The organism is Wolbachia endosymbiont of Listronotus oregonensis (assembly GCF_031205055.1).
GTDB lineage: Bacteria > Pseudomonadota > Alphaproteobacteria > Rickettsiales > Anaplasmataceae > Wolbachia.
On sequence record NZ_CP102118.1, the window covers coordinates 237,765 to 260,567 of the forward strand.

At 35.1% G+C, this 22,803-nt stretch carries 18 protein-coding genes and 5 pseudogenes; 12 read left to right on the top strand and 11 right to left on the bottom strand.

Annotated features, from left to right (window positions below):
- The first annotated feature begins 13 nt into the window (after positions 1-13).
- The 3 genes from NMD99_RS01240 to NMD99_RS01250 all read left to right on the top strand — a co-directional run bounded on the left by NMD99_RS01240 (position 14) and on the right by NMD99_RS01250 (position 3,638).
- Complete coding sequence (locus NMD99_RS01240) at positions 14-1,507, top strand: J domain-containing protein (RefSeq protein WP_309166408.1); 1,494 nt, start codon at positions 14-16, stop codon at positions 1,505-1,507.
- Complete coding sequence (locus NMD99_RS01245; protein ID WP_309166411.1) at positions 1,501-2,529, top strand: hypothetical protein; 1,029 nt, start codon at positions 1,501-1,503, stop codon at positions 2,527-2,529. The genes NMD99_RS01240 and NMD99_RS01245 overlap by 7 nt, the downstream gene beginning before the upstream one ends.
- Before the next feature lie 467 nt (positions 2,530-2,996).
- On the top strand, positions 2,997-3,638 hold the full coding sequence (locus NMD99_RS01250) for a latrotoxin-related protein (protein ID WP_264732308.1): 642 nt from the start codon (positions 2,997-2,999) through the stop codon (positions 3,636-3,638).
- Between the two features lie 81 nt (positions 3,639-3,719).
- Here the strand turns inward: NMD99_RS01250 and NMD99_RS01255 are convergent, their stop codons facing one another.
- From NMD99_RS01255 to NMD99_RS01295, 9 genes and pseudogenes are all read right to left on the bottom strand, one after another.
- Complete coding sequence (locus NMD99_RS01255) at positions 3,720-3,944, bottom strand: hypothetical protein (protein WP_253309107.1); 225 nt, start codon at positions 3,942-3,944, stop codon at positions 3,720-3,722.
- Positions 3,917-4,441, bottom strand: a complete 525-nt coding sequence (locus tag NMD99_RS01260) for a pyrimidine dimer DNA glycosylase/endonuclease V (RefSeq protein WP_309166413.1) — start codon at positions 4,439-4,441, stop codon at positions 3,917-3,919. The genes NMD99_RS01255 and NMD99_RS01260 overlap by 28 nt, the downstream gene beginning before the upstream one ends.
- 20 nt (positions 4,442-4,461) lie before the next feature.
- The gene (locus NMD99_RS01265) at positions 4,462-5,247 is read right to left on the bottom strand and encodes an Rpn family recombination-promoting nuclease/putative transposase (protein WP_264688117.1); all 786 of its coding nucleotides are present in this window, start codon (positions 5,245-5,247) and stop codon (positions 4,462-4,464) included.
- The gene (locus NMD99_RS01270) at positions 5,244-5,843 is read right to left on the bottom strand and encodes a group II intron maturase-specific domain-containing protein (protein WP_309166908.1); all 600 of its coding nucleotides are present in this window, start codon (positions 5,841-5,843) and stop codon (positions 5,244-5,246) included. The genes NMD99_RS01265 and NMD99_RS01270 overlap by 4 nt, the downstream gene beginning before the upstream one ends.
- A 147-nt stretch (positions 5,844-5,990) precedes the next feature.
- Positions 5,991-6,230, bottom strand: a complete 240-nt coding sequence (locus tag NMD99_RS01275) for a reverse transcriptase N-terminal domain-containing protein (RefSeq protein ID WP_253309103.1) — start codon at positions 6,228-6,230, stop codon at positions 5,991-5,993.
- Positions 6,231-6,238: 8 nt separating this feature from the next.
- Entirely contained in the window at positions 6,239-6,505 is a 267-nt protein-coding gene (locus NMD99_RS01280; RefSeq protein ID WP_265017506.1) for a hypothetical protein, read from the bottom strand.
- A gap of 358 nt (positions 6,506-6,863) precedes the next feature.
- Positions 6,864-7,109: pseudogene (locus NMD99_RS01285) on the bottom strand (PD-(D/E)XK nuclease family transposase); the annotation flags it as partial.
- Positions 7,110-7,508: 399 nt separating this feature from the next.
- On the bottom strand, positions 7,509-8,840 hold the full coding sequence (ligA, locus tag NMD99_RS01290) for an NAD-dependent DNA ligase LigA (RefSeq protein WP_309166911.1): 1,332 nt from the start codon (positions 8,838-8,840) through the stop codon (positions 7,509-7,511).
- A 103-nt stretch (positions 8,841-8,943) separates the two neighbouring features.
- Positions 8,944-13,044, bottom strand: a complete 4,101-nt coding sequence (locus NMD99_RS01295; RefSeq protein WP_309166417.1) for a host RNA manipulator TomO — start codon at positions 13,042-13,044, stop codon at positions 8,944-8,946.
- Between the two features lie 419 nt (positions 13,045-13,463).
- On the opposite strand from NMD99_RS01295, the gene NMD99_RS01300 reads away from it, so the two are divergent.
- The 7 genes and pseudogenes from NMD99_RS01300 to NMD99_RS01330 form a co-directional block, all read left to right on the top strand.
- Positions 13,464-14,657, top strand: coding sequence for an SWIM zinc finger family protein (locus NMD99_RS01300; protein ID WP_309166418.1), 1,194 nt, complete (start codon positions 13,464-13,466; stop codon positions 14,655-14,657).
- The gene (locus NMD99_RS01305; RefSeq protein WP_309166420.1) at positions 14,657-17,098 is read left to right on the top strand and encodes a DEAD/DEAH box helicase; all 2,442 of its coding nucleotides are present in this window, start codon (positions 14,657-14,659) and stop codon (positions 17,096-17,098) included. The genes NMD99_RS01300 and NMD99_RS01305 overlap by 1 nt, the downstream gene beginning before the upstream one ends.
- A 498-nt stretch (positions 17,099-17,596) precedes the next feature.
- A pseudogene (locus tag NMD99_RS01310) lies at positions 17,597-17,929 on the top strand (Holliday junction resolvase); the annotation flags it as partial.
- 5 nt (positions 17,930-17,934) lie between these two features.
- Positions 17,935-18,675: pseudogene (locus NMD99_RS01315) on the top strand (terminase gpA endonuclease subunit); the annotation flags it as partial.
- On the top strand, positions 18,662-18,886 hold the full coding sequence (locus tag NMD99_RS01320; protein ID WP_253309098.1) for a gpW family protein: 225 nt from the start codon (positions 18,662-18,664) through the stop codon (positions 18,884-18,886). The pseudogene NMD99_RS01315 and the gene NMD99_RS01320, both read left to right, overlap by 14 nt.
- A 26-nt stretch (positions 18,887-18,912) precedes the next feature.
- Positions 18,913-19,944 (top strand): PDDEXK nuclease domain-containing protein, encoded by a 1,032-nt coding sequence (locus NMD99_RS01325; RefSeq protein ID WP_253309097.1) that lies wholly within the window; start codon positions 18,913-18,915, stop codon positions 19,942-19,944.
- Positions 19,944-20,253 (top strand): annotated as a pseudogene (locus NMD99_RS01330) (phage portal protein); the annotation flags it as partial. The gene NMD99_RS01325 and the pseudogene NMD99_RS01330, both read left to right, overlap by 1 nt.
- A gap of 119 nt (positions 20,254-20,372) precedes the next feature.
- Here the strand turns inward: NMD99_RS01330 and NMD99_RS01335 are convergent.
- Both NMD99_RS01335 and NMD99_RS01340 read right to left on the bottom strand, forming a co-directional pair.
- Positions 20,373-20,675, bottom strand: a complete 303-nt coding sequence (locus tag NMD99_RS01335) for a hypothetical protein (protein ID WP_309166423.1) — start codon at positions 20,673-20,675, stop codon at positions 20,373-20,375.
- A gap of 156 nt (positions 20,676-20,831) precedes the next feature.
- Positions 20,832-21,431 carry an ankyrin repeat domain-containing protein gene (locus NMD99_RS01340; RefSeq protein WP_264688273.1) on the bottom strand — a complete coding sequence of 200 codons (600 nt, stop codon included), beginning with the start codon at positions 21,429-21,431 and terminating at the stop codon, positions 20,832-20,834.
- A 249-nt stretch (positions 21,432-21,680) separates the two neighbouring features.
- Between NMD99_RS01340 and NMD99_RS08085 the strand changes: the two are divergent.
- Both NMD99_RS08085 and NMD99_RS01350 read left to right on the top strand, forming a co-directional pair.
- A pseudogene (locus NMD99_RS08085) lies at positions 21,681-21,977 on the top strand (recombinase family protein); the annotation flags it as partial.
- A gap of 27 nt (positions 21,978-22,004) precedes the next feature.
- The gene (locus NMD99_RS01350) at positions 22,005-22,763 is read left to right on the top strand and encodes a recombinase zinc beta ribbon domain-containing protein (RefSeq protein WP_319803108.1); all 759 of its coding nucleotides are present in this window, start codon (positions 22,005-22,007) and stop codon (positions 22,761-22,763) included.
- Positions 22,764-22,803: the final 40 nt, after the last annotated feature.

Consider the following 22,803-nt stretch of genomic DNA (forward strand, 5'->3'; position numbering starts at 1 on the left):
TGGGGAGAAATTGATGAAACATGCATCCAGTTTGCCTGAGTGGCAAAAAAATGTTGTTGAGTTCTTATCTAGTCGTAGAAAGTATCGGTTATTTGGATGGGAGTTTGGTCCAATTTTATTTGATGAGTTATATAGGATAAGGGATTATCGCACAGACTATATAAGAGTTGGAGCTTTTTTCACTCCTATAGTTGCTTTTTCTGCTGGGCTTGTTTCATTTGTATCAACACGCAGGGTATATCTTGCTGCAGTAGTAACTTCTAGCCTAATAGTACTAGGGATTATAACTACACTTGCCGTTGACTATCAAATGACAAAAAGAAAGGCTGGGGTGGTAAGCCAAGAGGATTGTGTTAAATTGCTGAAAGCACTAGAGAGAATGCCGCAGTATTGGTGGTGGCCATGGAGTAAACAGATAGAGGATATTACGATCACTGAAGAACAAATAAATAGAGCAGTGAACTACAATGATTACTCGATTGCTTCACGCTTAATCTATTCCTTATTTACTAACGTTGCGTTGCATCAACTTTACGTTGCAAGGCTAAGTTATCTTTATAGTTATCATAAACTTGGAGGGAAAATGGTATTAGGGTTTGATATAATAGGTTCATGTAAAAAATTACTACAAAGCAACAATCTTATTTCTAGTGATGAAAAAGTACCTGAAACTGCACAGGAAGCATATAGGGAAGAAAATAGGTTAGAAGAGGCAAGTAGGATTGATAAATTAGTCAGGACCATATGTAGAGTTGATAACAAAGAATTGAGTTTAAGTCAGGCACTTGATTTATTGCAAAAAAAGTGGATGCCATTTTATCTTGATAAAAGCTTGGGTGGAGTGAGAAAAAAAACAAAGAGTGAAGAGGAACATAACAAATATTTTGAAAGTCTTATTAAACAATTTAGGAACTTATCATTAAAGCACCATCCAGACAAGGGAAAAGTTAAAGATGAAGAAATGCAAAAAATAATTAACCAGACTACAAAAGCTCTGAGGAATATACATTCATACATCATGCAGGATGAGACGTTTATTCTCAATAAAGACTGTTACTTATTGTATGGAATGTATAACCGCATACCATTAAGCACATTAAGTAGTGATGAAAAAGATATATCTAGAGTAGTAAAGGTGTCGCCCATAGATGGAATGTCTGCTTTGTTTGAGTTGAGTCGCTTGGCTGATCAGGAAGAAGAATTTTTGATGAGGGCAAGAAATAGGTACTTAAAAGATGCAAAGGCATCTGTTGAATTCCTTTGTGAAAAGTTGTTGGCAATAAAGAACATAACATATAAAGAAATTGAGTCTTTAAGCAACGTTATAGAAGTAAGATGGAAGGAGTTTGATAGTGCTTATAATGGGTATGTGGAGGAATATTATAAACGTTGGGTAGATTACTTAGAGTCTTTGAATGCTCGTTGTGAAAAATCTGAGTTGCTTGAGGTAATAAAGGAAGCAGTAGAAAAGTTCTTAAAGAGAGCAAGGAACAATATGAAATGCTAGTAGGGCAATCTTATGGCGTGAATCCAGATGAGAATTTTGTACTACCTATGTTAGACTATTTTACTTTGATGGAAGCATACTATAAGTTTGCTACTAAACTACTTAAGGACAAAAAGAATTGCTATAGTCTTCAGGGTTATCGTTTCGACTCAGATGCTCTTGATAAGATAAGTTCCATACTGAAAGAAAGTAAAGATAGCAAGGAAGTTTTGAAAGAAAAAAGCAAAGAAGAGGTAGAGGGTGAATCATCGCATGAAGAGAGAATAGAGAAGAAAAATCAATTATCTTATAAAGATAACATAAAGGAGGATAAGTTATCCTACAGAGAATTACTATTTCATACAAGAGCTATGGTAAATTCCTATGTTAAGAATGATGATAATGAATTAAATGAAGAGGTAAAGAGATCCTATAAGGAATCGAAGGTAGGTAAAGTACCGACTAAAGAAGAAATAGGAAATGTAATAGTATTCATGTTAAAACGCTTAGAGGAATTATTGAGTAATAGATTTCAAAGCAAGAAAACAGCTTTCCAAAGGCAAAGAGAAGAATCTAAGCAATTGAAAGAAGAACGAGAGAAATCAGAAGAAGAATTAAGACAAGCAAAACACAAAGCAGAACTTACTGAGGAGGTAAGTGATCTTTTTACGAAAAGGTTATCTGACTTCAACATGGATAGTAAATTAGGGAAAGCAATATTGAAAGATCAAAGAAAGATTAAACGGAAGATTGTGAAGTGTATTATGGAGTACAACTTTTCTCTAGAGCAGGTGCTAGGTGCAATAATGGAAGGAATAAAGTTTAATGAAGAACGAGTTGTAAGAGAAGGCGCTGTTAGTGATGAATTGATAGAAGTAGTTATAAGAAACTTTTTGACTATTAATGAAATAGTTGAAGAAATGGTAGAGAAGGTAGTAATAGAAGTTGATAACAGTACTGTTTTGCAAGATATGCAGGCGCCAAGCTCTGTATTTAACAATGTAACTAATGAACCAATTGCAGGACCTTCTTGTAGGAGATAAGAGTTTTAAAGTTTGTGAAAAACTTGGATTTGTGGCTATTATTTTGTATGCTCTTTTTATCATAAAAAGTATTACTTTTATAAAAACACAAGTCCCTTTAGCGTCACAAAAAATTTGTTCATTTACTTTTCCAAAAATCACAAAAAAGTACCTACCTTTGTGAGAACAATTTAAATAAAAGCAGCGTTGTGAAAATAAAAACGCAAAATTGTTGCAACAAAGCCAAACAAATTAGTTCATATCTAAATGTGGCAAAAGTAGGTTAATATAGCTGACTTTATAGTATAGTAGAATTATTATATAGAAAAGTTCGAACGTATTGTTTGGTAAAGGAAAGAAACTACAAAACAATTCAAGTAGCAAACTCTTCGATGGAAGTAGAGAATGGGAACCGTAGCCGTCGTTCTATCAATCAACCTTATTTAAAACCACTTTTGTTCCAGATCCGAGGTTGGTTTGTAAACATAATGAGTCGATTATCTTTTCAAAGCGTTTCCAACAAGCAGACTCTATTATCAGCGCCTTTAGTAAATAAAGAATTTGTAAAAGGAATTGACGATAAAACTAAAGTGGTGCCAGACATTAGAAGCATTTCAGCACAATCTGATATAAATGGAAGAATACTATTAGCTGATATGTTGCTGGCCAAGAGAGGTAAAAGACAAATGTATACTTCTTCAGCAGATAAACAGATTTCTTTGCAAGAGGCACAAGGCTATTCATTAAATATCGTAGATAAGTTTGAAGCAGAACTAAAACAAGCAGCTTTTCGTTGTGGTATATCGGTACAACAATTAAAAATTAATTTTCAAGAAGTACAATTAAGTGTACTTAAGAAAGTCATAGCGGGAAACTATCATGAAATCTCAGGTATGCTGTACTCATATGCAGAAAAAGCTTGTCCAGCATTAGAGCAAAAGGAGAAATTCTCAATGTCTTTTAAAGGTAAAATCGAGCAAATGTTGCAGAAAGAAATGATGCCTTTACTGGACAAAGCAAATGTTGATCCTTCATCAGTAAGTACTAATAAAGCTGTAGCTCTATCTGGTCCTAGAACCAATTTAAATAACGTATCAATTACAACTAATTCTACTGAATTGATCAGATAGAGCCTGAGTGAAGGAAGGAGCAGGTGTTTGCATTTTTTGTGGCTACTTGCTCCTACTGTTTCTCTAACTAATGTTGATTGATCAGAAAGTCTGTTTGATTTCGTCAAGGGAAAGTCCGGTGATTTCAGCTATAACATCTATAGAGACAACGGCCTTAAGTGAATTTTTTGCCACTGCTATTTTAGCTTTCATTTCACCTTTTTCTTCGCCGATTAGGATGCCTTTTTCATGTCCGATTTGGATGGCTTCTCTATTTATGAGCTGTATTAGCTGTGGTATTACGTAGCAGGATTTCCTATTATCCAATCTGGTACTCCTCTGCCATTTTCCCACTTAGCAAATCTCATCTTTTCCTTGAGATAATATCTCCTATAAGCTTCCACAGAACTGCTGCATTTATACTGATCCGGCAGTGCTTGTATAAAAGCTTGCATATCAGTTGATCGAAAAATGAGTAAATCCTTATTACTATCACACCAATTTATTACTTCCTCTGATTTATGCTTTCTTTTGTATCGCCAAGTGTACTCTTTACATAATTCTCTTCCGTACTCTATCAACCAACAAAAATTCCCTTTCGATTGCCTAGCCCACAAAGAACAAGGATGATTGTTGTGAGTCAGTTTATATGGGACTTCTATATTCTGATTTATGATACTGACAAAAGGATTTGGCACTTTCAATGCTGTTGAAAAAACATTACTCAATAATTGAGCAGTTTCTAATGGCATTTTTACTATATGCTTATCACATAACATTTGAGCCGCAATTGCTGGGTTTTCATCTAGTATAAAGATGTTCATCTATACACCCAAAGATAGAATTAGCTTAAGTCTTTGACTTCGTTAACTGTAAGACCAGTAGTTTGAGCTATAATATCAATAGAAACCCCTGCTTTAAGTAGATTCTTTGCAACTGCTATTTTAGCTTTCATTTCACCTTTTTCTTCGCCGATTTGGATGCCCTCTTGTCTACCTTCTTGTCTACCTTCTTGTTTAGCATCATCGAGTTTTTGAGCGAGGACAGCCTGTTCATCAAGAATACGTTTTATTTCCTGTTCGTAGGCAATAAATTCTTTCTCTGACCAATTGAATCTATTTAGCTCTTCATAGGCCTTTTTAATTATTACATCACTACCTATTATTTTTTCCAGCTCTTCTTCACTAGTCTCATCTGCATATTTAAAGAAGTATATCCATTTTTCAACTATATTTTCTAACTGATCTTCTTTTGTTTTCGGAAATTTTGGCAATTCAATAAATATAAAATAAAAATCTTTTAGATCGTGTTCATTAGTGTCTTCATCTCGAATAGTATGCTTTGATTTGTACTCAGATTTATTAGGAAACAGTACACAATCTGCTATAGCAATGAAGATAATTTCCTTAAGGTCATGGTATTGATCGCCCTTGTCAGCCTGTCTTGAATAGGCTTTGGCAGCATAGTATTGGGCGCGTTTTTCAAAGCCTTTAGTTTTAGCGACCTGGTTAGGTAAGGAAGTAGTATTACTACTACTCCCTCCCTTAGAAACGCAGCATGCAGGTTTCCCAGCACTGCGCTTGAGCCCCTTATCTAAGTTCTTCTTTTCTCGAACCGGCTTGTCTTTCATGATTCCTCGGAAAACAGCATCTTTAGTGGTGACACTAACAGTAGAGAACCTTCTCTTGAGAAAGAGCTTGCTAACATTCTTGTTCGTTTCACTCTTTTATCAAAATACTTTTTCCATTTTAAGTCAAGTGGATTTGCATCCGCCCTGATTTTAATATGACGTCTAATAGGAATATCGCTTAGTTTGAGTAAGCTCATAAACCTTATTTCCTTTGGTTTGTTCTTGCATACAGAAGTAGCAAAGACCCATTGACGATGATTCGTTACTTTGAAGTAGCGATTCTTTATCCAACGTAACCCTTTACGGGGATGTCTTTTCTTTGCCCATTTCCATAAACTATGCCAAATTTCATTGTCGATCTTACTAAACGCTTTTTTAGCACACACATGACGGTAATAGTTTCCCCATCCTCTTAGTAGAGGATTGAGTGATTTAATTACTACAGCTTGTGAACTACCTATATTTGCTTTTATTAATGCACGCGCTTTTTTAAGAAACCTCTTAACACTTTCCTTCGAAGGCGTAATAATTAATTTCTTGCTGTATCTACGTACATTACAACCGAGAAAATCGAACCCTTTTGTAATAGGCTCTATCTTTTATCGTGGGTATTCCAAGAGGTCTTCTTTTGCCATTAGATTTACTGATATAAATTCGTTTTAGCGGAGAAGGTTTATACCCTCTTTGTTTTAACTGCTTTATTCCTTGAAATTTAGCATTGTAAGTTGACCATAGTTGACGATCTACACCTGCTGTGTTTTTCCTTGGTTTTCAGTTACTCTTTTAATGGCTAAAGCTTTTCCACTAAAAGAGCGTGTTAAGAGATGTTGTAAAGATTTTACCTTACTCCATCTTCCTTCTTGAACAGCCTTAACAATACGCCTTTGTAGCCTCATAACAACCTTTTGGCATTTCTTCCATGGCAACTGGTTCCATGCTTCGGAGCTGTTGGTAGGTGCACTTACAGTTTTACTTGTAATCATCTGCTTTCCTACCTTAAGTGGTTGACAAAGTTTCTTGTCACGAGGGACCAAATGGAAGTCTGCTCGTTTTCACGCGAATTAATGTTACAAATTCTATCCATTTCGTTACAAAATGGCATTCGCTTTCTCCATTTTCCTTTACCTGCATTTTCATCAGCGTTCCTTGCGGTTTGCTTGCCATATAGGCGGAAATACAGGCTTACCCTGTTCCTTCTGTCATACAACAGTGGGTTAGGTGACTTCTCTATACCGGTGGAGTTATTATTTGCGTACATCTAGAGATGAAAAATGTAACTTATCCACATTACCTTTTGGTCAGAGCTTATCAGCATCTTTAGCTCTTCAATTTTTACGATACTTACGAAGCTTCACTTACGTTCACCATACCACTAGCCTAGCCCTCCAACCACATTATGCTTGTAGTTTATGCTCCTCTTACGATTACGCATCTTCTTTTTCAAGAGGAGGTTCATTGTCCGCATCGCTCGGCACCAACCGGTTACCCGATTCGCACTGATGCGTAGACTCAGATGGCAAAACATCTGGTTTAATAAGTTTTAGAACTCTTTCAGTTTCTTTCTGAAGGAATTCCTCTCCCTTTAAACAATATGACCGAAGACTTTCAGGTCGCACCATCTCGCAAATGTATTGAGCACCTGTAGAATCTCTACAGAGAACATCAACAATACTTTGCTTTTTAGCGGCGATATCAGGGTCTTGAATAGTACTTAAAAACTCTATATCCTGTATTGCATTTTTGCCAGCAAAACCCAGAATATCATTGAGGAAGTGAATAAGGATACCTTTATTTTTTTCAGTACCAAAGATACGGCGAAATGCGACATCATTCTTTGGATCGAGAAACTTCGAAAGAGCCATAGCAAGGGTACCTAAAAAGCATTAATAATTATACATAATTCTGAAAAAATATTCAACTTCTTTATTTTTAGTTTATTTTTTTAAGTTTTGAATGCGTTGATGAAAAAAATGTCTCCCATAGATGGCTTTAGAATACTACTACGCACCTTAGAGGTCTTTTGTAGATCTTTTTATAACCCCCTCATAAAGCGCCTAAAAACCCCTGCAAATGAATTCATGAGCTATAAAGAGCTCTAAAAACACTTATTTTTGGTGTAAGAGACTAACCTGGCGATGAAATTAAGTAGTTATGCCCCCAAAATTGAAGTTATACATATAAAGGCCATTCTGAACTGGTCTAAGTGTTTCTTTTATGATGAAAAAGCCATTCTTTCTCAGTTAAAATTTTAACACCTAGTTCTAAAGCTTTTTTATACTTTGACCAGGTTTTTCACCGACAACCAAGAAGTCCGTTTTAGGCGATACATTTGAACTCACAATTGCGCCTAAAGATTCCATTAGTGCTTGCGCTTCATTTCTTTCCATTTTTGAAAGTTTTCCAGTAAAAACTACTGTTTTGCCATTAAAAATGGAATTGCTAGTATTAGCAACCACAGGCAGAATATTTAACTGAGCAGCAAGGTCATTTACCATTTCAATATTATCCTCATCAGAGAAAAATTCCTCCAAGGAAGTTATAGTTTCTTCGCCTATGCCTATTATGCTCATTAATTTATCAGGAGCTTCTCTATCATAAGGTAATTGAGCCATAACTTCATACCAACCATCATAAGATTTGTAATGATTAGCTAGTATTTTTGCTACGTGTGGTCCTACAAGTCTAATTCCCAAAGAAGTTATAAACTTTTCAAGCGTTACAGTTCTTCTGCTGTTGATTGAGTTCAATAAATTAGATATTGATTTTTCACCCCATCCCTCTTGTTCACTTAAGTTGAAATTTTTGAGTTTTTCTTCGAGAGCAAAAATGTCAGATATTTTCCTTATCAAACCAAGGTCATAAAGGAACTCCACTTGGTTACTGCCAAAACCTTTAATGTCAAGAACTTCCACAAAATATTTTAACTTTCCTATTCGCTGTGCTTGGCAACCGTTTTCTCCGGAACATCTAGCTGTAGCTTCATCTTTAAATATATCTACTGCACTTCCGCATTCCGGGCAAGTATCAGGAAATATAAACTTTGGTGTATTCCGAGAACGAGACTTTTTATCCACTTCTACAATGCGGGAAATAACATCTCCAGCTCGTTCTACTACTACGATATCACCTTCCCTTATGTCTTTGCGCTTAATTTCATCTTTATTATACAGATTTGCCCTAGTAATGAGAACCCCTCCTATATTTATCGGAACTAATTCAGCGATTGGAGTTAATTGACCTGTTTTGCCTACTTGTACTGATATCTTCTTTATCTTGGTTTTTCCTTGAGTTGCAGGAAGTTTGTGTGCTGTAGATTCACGTGGTGCCTTGTTAGTATTTTCAAGATGTTCTTGCAACTGTAAGTTATTAATTTTATAGACTACCCCGTCGACATCGTAACCTAATTCATGGCGATTATCACAGATTCTGTTATAAAACCCCAGCATTTCGTCCACATTGTTTGCTAAAAATTTATACTCATTAACACAGAATCCTAGCTCTTTTAACTTGTTTAATACTTCAAATTGAGTCTTTTCTGCTCCACCAATTAAAGAATAGGCAAAGTACCTGAGTACTTTCGCCGAAGTATTTATCGAGTACGCATTTTAAATCAGGCTTTGGTTCTTATTTTACAATAATTAACATGATGATAATTAATTATTAAATGGTAAACTACTATATTTATTCTTCAACTTATTATACAATGGATGCACTAGCTGGAGGTTTAACATTACTACCCTCAAGTAAACTTGAAGGCCTATTACAACTAGCTGGAGGTTCAACTAAATTTGAAGGTCTGTTACAGTAATATATGATTGTAGCTGCAACTAGACAACAAGCTCCAACTGCTATTCCTACCATTAGCATTTCCAAGCAAACTGCAATAGCTATCCCTGTAGCAACTCCGGTTATTGCTAACATAGCAGCAGCTATCACAGGCAACTTACTTTTTGCATTTTGTGGAGCAGGGTTGTTTTTGTCTGGATAACTAGGTTGTTTGCTGTTACCTTGAACATTATTTACTTGGTTAGAGTCTTTACTAGCTACTAAAGGTACCCCTGTTGGTATTAGTTTTGGTTGTGTATCTTTTTTACCACTATTCTTATCTAAACTTTTAGGTGCAGCTAGTTGAACAGATGGTGCAGTACCATCTTTATTAATAAATTGTTGAACAGTAGCTTGTAACTGAATTTCACTTGAATCACTATGATTATCATTACTAATAACGGAAGCTGCTACATCATCTCCAACTGATATATCTTGAGCAGTTTGTGCAGCAAGTTCTTCTGATTTCTTGAGAACTATAGGAATTGCTTGTTGAACAGGAATTTGTTTATCCTCACCATCGCTACTGATAATAGAGGTTGATTGATCATTTATAGTAGTGCTACCGACTTCTACATCATCACTTTGAATATTAGAAACAGAATCACTTGGTTGTTGATCGTTGCCATGAGTATTATTTTCTTGTTCTAAGGCTGGTGTTTTAACAGTAGAAAAATTAGTAATAGCATTGACAGTTCTACTATTAGATTCACCTCTTGTAAACAAGTCCATAAGTGCTTTTGCTATTTTTTGAAGTCCTCCTTGACTTGCTTTACTAATATCATTAAAACCCAAGGATACGGAACTACCAGTGGAGGTAGAAACTACGACTTGTGATATCCCAGCGTTAAGAAACTTCTGTACTATCTCACTAATATTACCAGCAATAAACTCGACTGAAAGCCCAGTAGCATTCTTTTTATAAAACTTGTTAAGAATTTTAGCACCACCATGAGGAACAACCTGTTGAGTACCCAAAGTTGCAACACGCAAATCTCCTGCATTTCCTGTTTTGGTAATGACATCTCCCATACCGTAACCTGTACTTGCTACAAGCTCTTTTTCATTACTTGGTACAAGTATTTGTTCAGGAATTCCTGGAGTGTTACTGCTACCAGCTTTTTCAGCATTCATTTGCTGATTCTCATCACTCTGCACTGCGATTTGTACATTATTATTGCTATGATCACCTAAAGATGAATTCGTTGAAGAAACTTCAGCTATTGTTAACGTTGAGATAGCTGCGGTAGAAGAAGAACCTCCATTAAGTTTATTACTCTTTTTCTCTTTCTTCATAAGTGCCAAGCTTCCTGGATAGTTATCAATTAAGGTTTTCAATAGCCTCAGACTAATAGTGTCTCCACTGAGATAATAATTACTGTTAACAAAAAAAGCAATATCAGGAACGTTAACTTTTAACCCTTCACCTCTTTCATGTCTAGGTAAAGATGGCATCACAAAGGTTATAAACCCGTCTTCACCAGGTTCAGAATCCTCATAAATTACTACTTTCTGTTCATTACTAGATCCAGAATATTTCATCATTTCAGAAAGTGAAGCATCTTTATGTTTGTTCTTTACTTGTTTAAAATACTGCTCATCACCATTTGAATGGGTATTTGGAATGAGGTAACTTGGTGCAGTGAATACATTATAGAATGCTGTAACAAGGTAAGAAGGATAATAGTATATAGATACACTATTATCAGACTTAAATTGGTCAGGTTCAATATTTATAATAAGATTGCGATATATGTCTAATGAATGGGCATAAGAATCACTAGTTGCCCTTAATTGTTCACCCACGTGCTTATAACCCATAGAACCAGATGGTAATGAAGGTATGAAATCTGATTGATTAACTACTCTAATAGTTTTCTTTCCAAGGCGCTCTTCATAAACCTTAGCAGCAGAAGGGTCAAAAACCCTTGGAGAAGCAAAAGTTGCAACATGCAAATCTTCTGCACCCTCTCTTACACTTAAACATAGAGCAGCTATGGTGGCAATGGCACCTCCCATACTATGACCTGTAAGGTTAATTTTAAAATCTTTAATTTCTAACTTTTGATCATTAGCATACCCTCTTAGTATCTCATAAACACTGCCCCAAGAATCCTTAAATAAAGAATAAAAACCTGAGTGGATCTTTCCACCTTCAGGTAAAAGCCCAGGTGCACAAATTAAAGGTATTCTAATATCTGTAATATAGTCAAAGAGATTACGACTACCGCGGTAAACTATAGTTATTTCCTTATCTTTTATAAAAACGTAACCAGCATGTCGATATTGTTTACCATCATTCACGTTATAAAACTGAACAATTTTATATCCTTCTTCCTTAAGTTTAGCTGGAACTTTATAAGATCTTTCCTCTAACTCAGAAAACTTTTGACTATTAAGGTTATAATCACTAACATAATAGCCTATCTTAACAAAATTGATGATTTCTAATAACTTCTCTTGGCTAAATCCTGCAATTTCAGTTTTATTTGGTCCTAAAATACCTGGCCTTTGCTCTTCTTGAATATCAGTTATTTCAAATTTATCTTGTTCTAGATTTGAATCATCTTCATTAAGTTCCTCATTAAACTGACCGGCAACATTATTATCTACACTTATAAAAGTATGACAAGCGTTTTGATATCTTTGTTGGATGGTTAAAAACTCCACTCCTGAATTTTCAGCGAGTTTCAATATAAAATTTGTGTACACATTTTGAATAATTGAGGAATGTTTTTCACGTATAACATTATCTAAAATAGTAACTAGACTATTTTGCAAGAAGGTCTGCCTATCTGTATCGCCTGAAAATTTGGAATCATTTTTAATTAAATCTAGTACTTTTATTATAAAATCTGTACTGCCAGTACATGAGGCGGCTTGCAAAACTAGGTCATAAATTTTTTGTTTTTTTTCCTTACGTCCATTACCTGCACTATCAATATTTTTTAGAACCTGGTTTTTAATTTGTTCAATAATTTTCTCATCTGCAAATGCTTCTTTATAGATTTCTTGAATTATTGAACCTTTCTTTTCAATACGTTCTCTGCACAAGTACTCAACAATTGAAACATGCTCCTGGCTTATTACAGTTTCTAAAAAAGTAACAATACACTTTTTTAATAGATCTTTTTTAGCCTGATCATCAATATATCTTTCAAGTGAATCCAGTACTATCTTCATAAAGTCTTTATTTTTAGCGAGAGATGCTGTTTCAAGTACACCATATAAAGAGTCAGGGCTACCTTCTTGCAATACTGCTTTAAGATCTCCTAAGACATCTTCTACAAGAACTGAGTTCAATAAATTCTGCTCTTTTCTTAGCGCTATAATTGAGAAAAAGCCAATCTTGTTGAGCTCGTTAAGTTGTACAACTTGATCTTTTAATTCAATATAAAGGTCAGGAAATCTCTCTATAAAAGCTGCAATATATTTTTGACTGCCAATAAGTAGAGGTAAAAGACTCAAATTTCCTTCAGCAAAAAGTATGTCCTGGTATTTTTCTGCAAGTTTGTCATTAGCTGCAATTGCTAAAAGTACCAGCTCTTTTACTGGATAACTATAATTGCATTTTACTTGATCAAAACTATATTGTGACAGTATATTTGAATATATATGTCGGTGATCGCTTCTCTTTTCTAAGTCCAAGTTAAGTTGATTTAAACAGAAATTTTTGAGATTTTCATTATCTAATTTAACAGGTTGACCATCATAATCTTCAATGCTTCGTACAATCGTATCTAATTCTTTATAATTATTATACTCTATGGCATTATTTAGAATATTTATTATTTTAGCAAAAGTTAAACTTTCAGGAACTACAACAAATAAATCTTCTACTTCAATATCTGAACCTTCAGAATGGTGATGCTCCTTAACTTCAGCTTCCTCTTGATTTACATTAACCCAACTTGAATCTTCAGTTGGCAAACTTGCAGTACTTGATGTTAAAGAATTAGTTTGAATAACCAATATATTACCCCTATTAATATAACTTCTTAAGTATACCACTAAACATTAATTTTGCTAAGCAAACCTTTTAACCCCAATTCTGTATGGTCACAGAGAGTGATGAATTGTAAATAAATTAGGAGCACTGGTTACATATAAATTCATAAGGTTTTGAGAGTTTTAAGTCTTTTTGTATAGTCTTGGTTGCACTTTTATGCAGCTCAACATAAGTAAATTTGATCTATAGCAACAAACAAATGCTTATTTTAACTTATTTCTGTTGGCGTTTTATAGTAGTAATTGATGTTAAACCGTTCTAAAATTGGTAGCTTGCTCTGAAGAAACACTATAGTTGTTTAAGGTGGGTTTGATATATTTAGAAAAATTATCTATAAGATTAATATTCAATTTATTTATATTGAAATATACGATTTTATAAAATGACTATTTATGGAAGAACATGGTGGAGTAAGAAGTGGCTTCAATGCCTTGGTGGAGTTGACTGCGATAATCGATTACAACGTGGTAGAACCTATGCCAATGATGGGAGAGTCTCTGGTATTAAAATTAATAGTAATGTAATCGTAGCTAAAGTTTATGGTTCGGGTCAATCATATAGAGTTGAAGTTATACTAAGAGAATTCAATGCTTCAGAGAAGCATGCCATTCATCAAATTATAAAAACTTCACCAGCTATATTATCTCGGTTAATAAACAGACGGTTACCGAGCAGCTTACTTGATAAACTCAATGATTCTGGCATTAAGTTGTTTCCCTCAAAATGGAAAGAAATAAAAACAATCAGCTTGTTTGATAAACTCAATAATTTTTACACTAAATTGTTTTCTTTAAAATGGAGAGAAGTAAGAACGATCAATTTGCTTGATAAGCTCAATGATCTTGGTACGAAATTGTTTACTTCAGAGCGGAAAGAAATAAATGCAAGATGCAATTGTCCTGATTGGGCTGTACCTTGTAAGCATATTGCTGCTGTAATTTATCTTATTGCTAAAGAGATTGATAGAAATCCTTTATTGGCTTTTAATATTCGTAATTGTAACTTACTAGCATTCATTGATGATTTTTGGGATGGAAAATTAGGAGATGTTCAAAAAATCTTAACGCTTGATGATGTATTTAAACCATGCGATCAAGCAACTTCCAATCAAGTAATTTTAGATAACATTGACTTATCAACTATTCCTGACCTTGCTAATTGTGTTTGCAGTATTTTGACGAATAATCCGCTTTTTTTTGAGAAAAACTTTTGCCATACCTTGCAAACAGCTTATAAGCATTGGCAAAGATATCCCACAGGAAATCAGTCTTTTACAGAAGAAGAACTGTTTATTGAGAAATGGGTGCATATCGAACATTGGCAAACATTTCAACTATTTATTGATGATCGTTATCAACTGATTCAGGTAAACAATGGTATAAGTAAGTTATTTGCAACCGATAAAAATTTACCAAAAAATGTAGCACAATTTTTAAACGACATTCCTAATTCGTTACTTCACAGGCTTAATCCTGAACTTCGCTTCATGCATATGATTTCACAGTTTGCACATATGCTGATGGAAAAGTCAGCGCTAATACCACAAGTATTACAAAACAAAGAGAAGAAATTATAATGAGATGGATTCCTGCGTTGTTTAATGAATCAGTTAAGGAAATTCATAGCAAGATATCATCTATTTGTCCGCCTCTATTGGTGCAGTACAAGGGACGTGCTATAGAACCAGAGGAACAGGTAAATGTTGCTACTTCTCTCATCCTTTTAGGATATATAACAAACAATTTTCCTGTATCACTTGATGAATATAAATATGTGAACATCTTTAGACTGTTTTTCACTGGCAAGTATCAAAAGTTTCATGGACTAATCGACAAAGAAAAATCGCAAATAATTAATGTCTGGTTGTCACACCTTTACTTAGCAGGTAAACCATACAAATTTCATTTAATTATACGGGATCATTACGACAGATTTGAACTTGACGTACAGATATCTCTGGACGGTACAGAGCCACCGATGAAATTAGATAAGGCACTTCCTAATCAAAATAAAGAATTAAGACTGAGTATTTTATCTGACCTTGCATTTTTGCTTGAGCATATACCAGAATTAGAAAAATCAATCAACAGTAATCGTACATTATTTCTATACTTAGATCGTTTCTCATCAGTGTTTACAGACACTTTGCCGATATTAAGAACGATTGGCATTGTAGCTGTTTTACCAGAATCCTTGCAAAAAGTCTTCAAACCGCAATTAAGTCTTAACTTGTCTACTAAAGATGAAATAAAAGAAGAAGATGATGATAATCACGAAATCTTCATGATGTTTGAGGACATATTAAAGTTTGATTGGAGAGTAGCAATAGGTGATAAGAAGTTTAGTATTTCAGAGTTTAAGAGGCTACTAAAAAACTCTCGTAAACTTGTGCGTATTATGGATCAGTATGTACTTCTAGATGACAAACAAGTAGGAGGTTTACTAAAGAAACTTGATAAGCTACCTAATTCTTTCAATCGAGCAGAACTCGTGCAAGCTGTTTTAACAGGTGAGTTGGATGAAACTAAAGTAGCATTTGACCAGCAGCTTACAAGCTTGTTTAAAAAACTTAACACTTATACACCTGTAACTACGCCAAACAATCTGACAGCACAATTGCGCCCATATCAAGAACGCGGATTTAGCTGGCTTGTACAGAACATAGAAAGTGGGTTTGGTAGCATAATTGCTGATGATATGGGTCTTGGTAAGACTATACAAGTTATTGCAGCTATTCTATATTGTAAAAATGCAGGATTTTTAAATCGGGATAGAGTTTTGATAGTAGCTCCAACAAGCATATTAAGTAATTGGCAACGAGAGATGGAACGTTTTGCACCAGAATTAAAGCTTTTCATCTATCACGGACAAAATCGAGAATTAGCAAGTGATTATGATGTGGCTCTAACATCTTATGGTATTGCACGTAGCGATAAGAGAGAACTTGACAAAGTTGGATGGTTTTTGCTCGTAATTGATGAAGCACAAAATATTAAGAACCGTGACGCTGACCAAACCAGAGCAATTAAAGCTATAAAAGCAAAATGTAGAATAGCTATGAGTGGTACACCTGTTGAGAATAGACTGCTAGAGTATTGGAGTATTTTTGATTTTACCAATAAATCTTACCTAGGTAGTGCTACCCAGTTTAAGACCAACTTTGCAATACCAATTGAGAAAGAGAGAGATAAATCTTGCCTAGAAAGGTTCATGAAAATAACTAGCCCTTTTATGTTACGTAAACTTAAGAGCGATAAAAGCATTATTCAGGATTTACCAGATAAAATTGAGAGTAATTGTTATTGTTTTCTCACTCCAGAGCAAGCGGCTCTTTACCAAGAAGTTGTTGATGCGAATATGGGAAAAATAGAAAAAAGTGAAGGAATTGAACGTAAGGGACTAATCTTTAAACTTATCAATGCTTTAAAGCAAATTTGTAACCATCCATCACAGTTTGGCAAGAAAAAGCGTGCGAGTATTGAACAATCCGGTAAAATGCAGATGCTTGAGGAAATATTGATTAGTATTGGTGAAGTTGCAGAAAAATCATTGATATTTACTCAATACACTGAAATGGGTGAAATTATATCTAAATTGCTTGAAGAAAGGTTTGAATCAAAAGTGCCATTTTTACATGGAGGACTGTCCCGTAAAGCACGAGACGAAATGGTTAATGACTTTCAAAACTTATTCCAGTCCAACATTCTTATAGTGTCTTTAAAAGCTGGAGGAACAGGACTTAATTTAACAGCAGCAAATCATGTAATACATTATGACTTATGGTGGAACCCAGCAGTGGAAGCACAAGCAACAGATCGGGCCTATCGTATCGGGCAAGAACGTAATGTTATAGTGTACAGGCTACTTTCAACAGGTACATTTGAAGAGCGTATTGATGAGATGATTCAAAGCAAGAAGGAATTGGCAAACCTAACTATAAGTAGTGGCGAGAGTTGGATTACAGAATTTAACAATGACCGGTTAAGAGATTTAGTTAATATAAAAAATGCACTATAATATATCTGAGTTATTTAATGTAAAGAACCAGATAACTACCGCTCAATAGTTCAAAATAGAGACAAAGATCAAAATTTATGTCTCCAACAGAAAAGCTTCTTTTGTAGTAGTCAAAAAAAGCAGAGATATAGGGCTTTCTGAAGGGAGGCTCTTGAAATTAAAACCAAAAAGATACAGTTTTACATAGCCCATTTCAATTGTCTCTACTGCAACCCAATTCTTTAAAACGTTTTAGAGGATTGTTATAGCGTTATTAGTGATTTGGATAGAGAGATAGCACCTTTATCAAAAACCCATGTAACCTCTTTAAAATCCCGACAAACAGTTATTTCCAAAATGGAAACAACTCAAATAGCGAAGACTTCTGTTGTAAAAAACGTAATTAGCTGCCTTAAAATTATTTTAACTTTTTTTCACATTTTTTGGACGAATTTCTGAGAATTTACGTATATATATTACATGCATATATTTGCTGTCTCTAGATGAAAATTTCCAGTTATGTCAATCCTAACACTCGACCTCGGCAAGCAAACCGGCTGGGCAATTCTTACAGATGGAGTAATCCAAAGTGGCAGTGAGAGTTTTCACTCTAGCCGTTTCAGCGGAGGTGGCATGTGCTTTTTAAGTTTTAGTAATTGGCTTAATTCCTTGAAAGACATTTCTACAGTGTACTTTGAGGAGGTAAGGAGACACCTTGGAACTGATGCTGCGCATTGTTATGGTGGTTTCTTTGCTGTTTTAGCTGCTTGGTGTGAAAAGCATCATATACCTTATCAAGGTGTACCTGTCAAGACGATAAAACGTTTTATCACCGGTAAAGGCAATGCAAGTGTGGCAAAGTAGTGTTAACGGCAGGGGTTGATGTACAAAAAGATCGTTTAGAGGCAGAAATTGTAGCATGGGGAAGAAATCGAGAAAGTTGGTCAATAGACTACCAAGTATTTGAAGGAGATCCGGGAGGAGAAGAAGTATGGGGAAAACTTTCGGAATTATTAAATCATCATTTTATCGGTGAAAATGGTCTTGAATACATGATAAGCATGATGGCGGTAAATGCTGGGTATGCAACACAAGAGGTATACAACTGGGTAAGAGGTCACCAGGGCTCTGGGAGAGTAATGGCAGTGAAAGGGGCAAACAAAGCGCTAGTGCCACTTAGCAGCCCAAGTAGAGTTGATGTAACAGTTAGCGGACAAAAGCTAAAGAGAGGAATGAAGCTGTGGCCAGTTGGGGTATCGATATTAAAGTCAGAGCTTTTTCAGCTACTTAATGTTTTAACAGAAGGGGCGCCGGGGTATTGTCATTTTCCAGAGTATACACCTGAGTATTTTAAACAGCTAACCGCAGAGCAACTAATTACCAAGGTAGTAAAAGGATATACCAAACAAGAGTGGCAAAAGATAAGAGACCGAAATGAAGTACTAGATTGCAGAGTTTACGCAAGAGCTGCGTCTATTGCCCTGGGGATTGATAGATGGCCAGAGAGTAAATGGGAGAGTTTAGTAGGTGAAAAAACTAAAAAGCCTAAAAAGGTAAGAAAGAGTAGATGGCTGGGTGAGAAGAATGTACAGCAGTGAATATTTAGCCCAAGTTGAAGAAGCGATAAAGAAGCTGCAAAGCGGGGAAAGGGTTGTCTCAATTGCATATGGTGACCATGTAGTTCGGTACGGGGAAGTTCAAATAAAGGATTTATTGGAGCTCAGGCAACGAATCAAAGCAGAGTTAAAAGTTGCAGGTGTGAAGCCGAAGAGAAAGATTGTTATTGCAACGAATAAAGGGATCATATAATGATAAAAATCGTTGAAAGGAACACTATGACAAAAATTATAGGAAAAGAATATACAGAATTTTTAGAGCAGTTGAAAGAACATATTGCTATTAGTCGTTATAAGGCAGCAAGAACAGTAAATAAAGAACTGCTACTGCTTTATCATTATATTGGAACGCGGATTCTAGAAAAACAAAAGAGTCAGAGTTGGGGATCTAAAGTAATTGAGCAGTTAAGTAGAGACTTAAAGGCTGAATTCCCGGAAATGAAAGGTTTTAGCACGAGAAACTTGAAATATATGCGTCAATTTGCAGTGGAGTATCAAGATATTGAATTTGTGCAACAACTTGTTGCCCAATTGCCGTGGGGACATAATGTATTTCTAATGGACTTAGTTCAGGACAAAGAAGCGAGGCTATTCTACATAAAAGAAGCTATTGAACATGGCTGGTCACGTAACATTATGGTGATGCAGATAGAGCTTGGTCTACATAAACGTCAAGGGAAAGCTATTACTAACTTTGAAGAAAAATTACCATCTCCACAATCCGATCTAGCACATTACACATTAAAAGATCCATATATTTTTGATTTTTTAAGTATAGGTAAGGATGCTCACGAAAGAGAAGTAGAAAAGGGACTTGTAGGGCATATGGAAAAATTTCTGTTAGAACTCGGTGAGGGATTTGCATTTGTTGGTAGACAATTTCATTTAGATGTTGGTAATAAAGACTTTTATATTGATTTATTATTCTATCATTTAAAGTTACGTTGCTTCATAGTAATTGAACTAAAAGATAAAGATTTTAAACCAGAGTATGCAGGTAAAATGAATTTTTATCTTTCCGCAGTTGACGATTTACTGAAGCACTCGACAGATCAACCTTCTATAGGGTTAATCTTATGTAAATCTAAAGACGATGTACTTGCTAAATATACACTCAAAGACATAAATAAACCAATAGGATTAGCGGAATATCGAATAACTGAAAATCTACCAGAAAACATCAAAACAGCTTTGCCAACAATAGAAGAGTTAGAAGCTGAATTATCGAAAGTTTCAGATAAGGAAAAGTAATGCTACTAAAATCATTCAAGCAATTATTCCGCAAACCACCAAAGTCTAAAGGTTCAGCATGGAGGTTCAGGAAGGAGATTATTGCACTTTCAACCAGAGTCAGGAAGTATAAATAGCTTACTTTCCCAAAGCCTTGAACACTTACGCAGTCGGTCTCGTGATATGGTAAGAAAGAACTCCTATGCAGCAAACATAATCGATACGATAGTGAGTAATTGCGTTGGAACAGGAATAAAACCGCAATCAAAAGCTAAAGATGCAGAGTTTCGGAAAAAAGTGCAAGAATTATGGCTGAGATGGACAGATGAACCAACAGGACCAGAGCCTGCGATGATAATGTTTTTCATTTTTACCTCATATGAACCACCTAATGCTAGGCTTACCATAATATGAGATATAATGTAACAGTTTTTTTATTTAGAAATAGACTACTGTGGTGATTGCTGTGCTGCTACAAAACGCTCATATTCTACTTTTGCCATTTTAGTACTGGGTTTAAACGCTTCATATGTAATACGACCAGCTGCAAGTGCTGCTACTGTAACTAAAGCTGCTGCGCCTATTATACGTGGTGCATCTGGTGTAATATTGCCAGTTGTGAAAAGTGTTATTGCTGCTACAGCGCCTAGTAACAGTGTTGAATAACGAACAAAGAGGCCTCCATTGCGTGCTTTTTCAAATTGTGCTAAACACCCATCACCAGACCCAGGTGAAAGCTTACTATTACCCACAAATAAAAACATAGTATTGTATTTACTCAAATAATTTAATTTTATTAACCTGAAAGCTTATTGGATTAAAATTATTAAACTAAGAGTTATAATTTTAGCAACTAAAAGCTGTAAATTGCACCATATAAACAGTTATTTCAAGCAAAAGTTATGCCATTAAGAGCTATGCAACAAACATTTATATTTGTGGGTAATAGTAAGAGGTGAAAGGAGCCATGCACGCCCGTATACATAGCTATATACTGGAGTTTCACTATTTTTATCCTTCACCCAAGGATCTGCACCATTTTGTATGAGAAGCCGTATTATAGATTCACTACCACTAACTGCAGCATAATGTAAAGGAGTACATTCCCAGATATCTTTTGTATGAACATTTGCGCCGTTTTTTATTAGAATCCTTGCTGCTTCTAGCTGATTACTTTCAGCAGCTGCATGTAAAGGAGTATGGCTATGCTTGCCATCAACATCTGCACCACTTTCTATCAGAATTTTTATTATGTTCGTATGGCCATGTTTAGCAGCTACATGCAGTAATGTACCTTGCCAACTAGCAATATTAGTAGTAAATTGGCAGTCTAATGAAAACTTACTTTCTTTCCATACATTATATTCTTCCTTTGCTAATGCTCCTTCAAATCCACTATCTAGTTTGCTTTTCTCTTCTAGTTTTTTCTTTATCTTTTTAACTATATTATTCGAGTTTAAATCTTGATCATTATTTAATACTTCCAGTATTTCATGTAGCGGCTCCATAATCACCCTCTCTCTTTAATTAAATAATACATTATGACTACCCTGTAGAAGAGAGTCAATTAAAAGGCATTTGAGGCAAAACTTTCTACAAATTAAATTATGTAAAAAAATGTTTGCACATTATGTAATTGTTCAATATAAATGGCATTAATTGTCAAGATAAGGTGTTTTATGCAAGCTGCAGAGCAAAAAACAGAACAGCAAATATTATCAAAAGAACTAAGAGAGGATAAAAGGCTACAGTTAACAAATATAACTGAAGAGCAAAAAGCTGCAGCAATAAAGCAACTTGAAACACGAGGGATCATCATCCGCAAGGGAGTGTGGAACGTATGTACAATCCATAGAATATTAAGAAATCAAGCATACAAAGGAGAAGCGGCATTTGGTAAGTCGAAGGTAGGGCCAATAAGAAAAGCAGTGAGGGCAAGATGGAAAGTGCGCAAAAGGAACTATTCTGTTTATCGTACTGATGAGGAGAATTGGATAAAAATAACAATACCAAGGATAATTGAAGAGGAATTATTCGATATAGTACAAAAACAACTTGATGAAAATAGAAAGAGATCAAGAATACAACGAAGTGGAAGAAGGCACCTATTACAAGGACTAATGGTATGTCAGTGTTGCAAATATGCCTACTATGCAGCAAAAAACGCTAAGGGAGGAAGGAGCTACTATCGTTGTACTGGTACAGATGCAAGCCGTTTTGGCGGGACTAGAGTATGTAGCAACAAATCAATACGCATGGAGATACTAGAACCAGTTATATGGGAAGAAATGAAGAAGGTATTGAAAGACACGGATAAAGTTGCAAAAGAACATCAACTTATGCTTTTAGAACATAAAAATAAGCAACCAAATGATGAGATTGAAAAAGAAATAAGCAAATTAGAACAAGGTATCAAAAGACTAAATTATGTCTATGTTCGAGAACGCATAACTCAGGAGGAATATGATCTAGAAGCTGAGGAAATAGAGAAGAAGTTAAAAGCAATGAGAAACCAGAAGGAAGAGGTGGTTGATGAAAAGGAACTACAGAGGGAAATAGATTTTATCATAAGTAGTATAAAAGGTTTTGCCTCTGTGGTTGAATCAGAACTTGGTCAAGCAGATTGGGAGGCTAAGCTTAATATAATTAGAGCATTAGTCAAACGCGTTGAAATTGATCACGATAATATACATATAGTGTTTCGATTTCAAGAACTTGCCCTGGCGGAAATGCAGAAAAAAAATGTTCAACATTATATCAGGAGTCCAGTATTACGTAATTGGCGTCTTATTTTTAATTTTTTGTACTATGCGCACCTTATGTCTTCACAACATTTCTAGCTATATAAGCTGAAACGCGCTTATAAAGCGTTTAAGACAG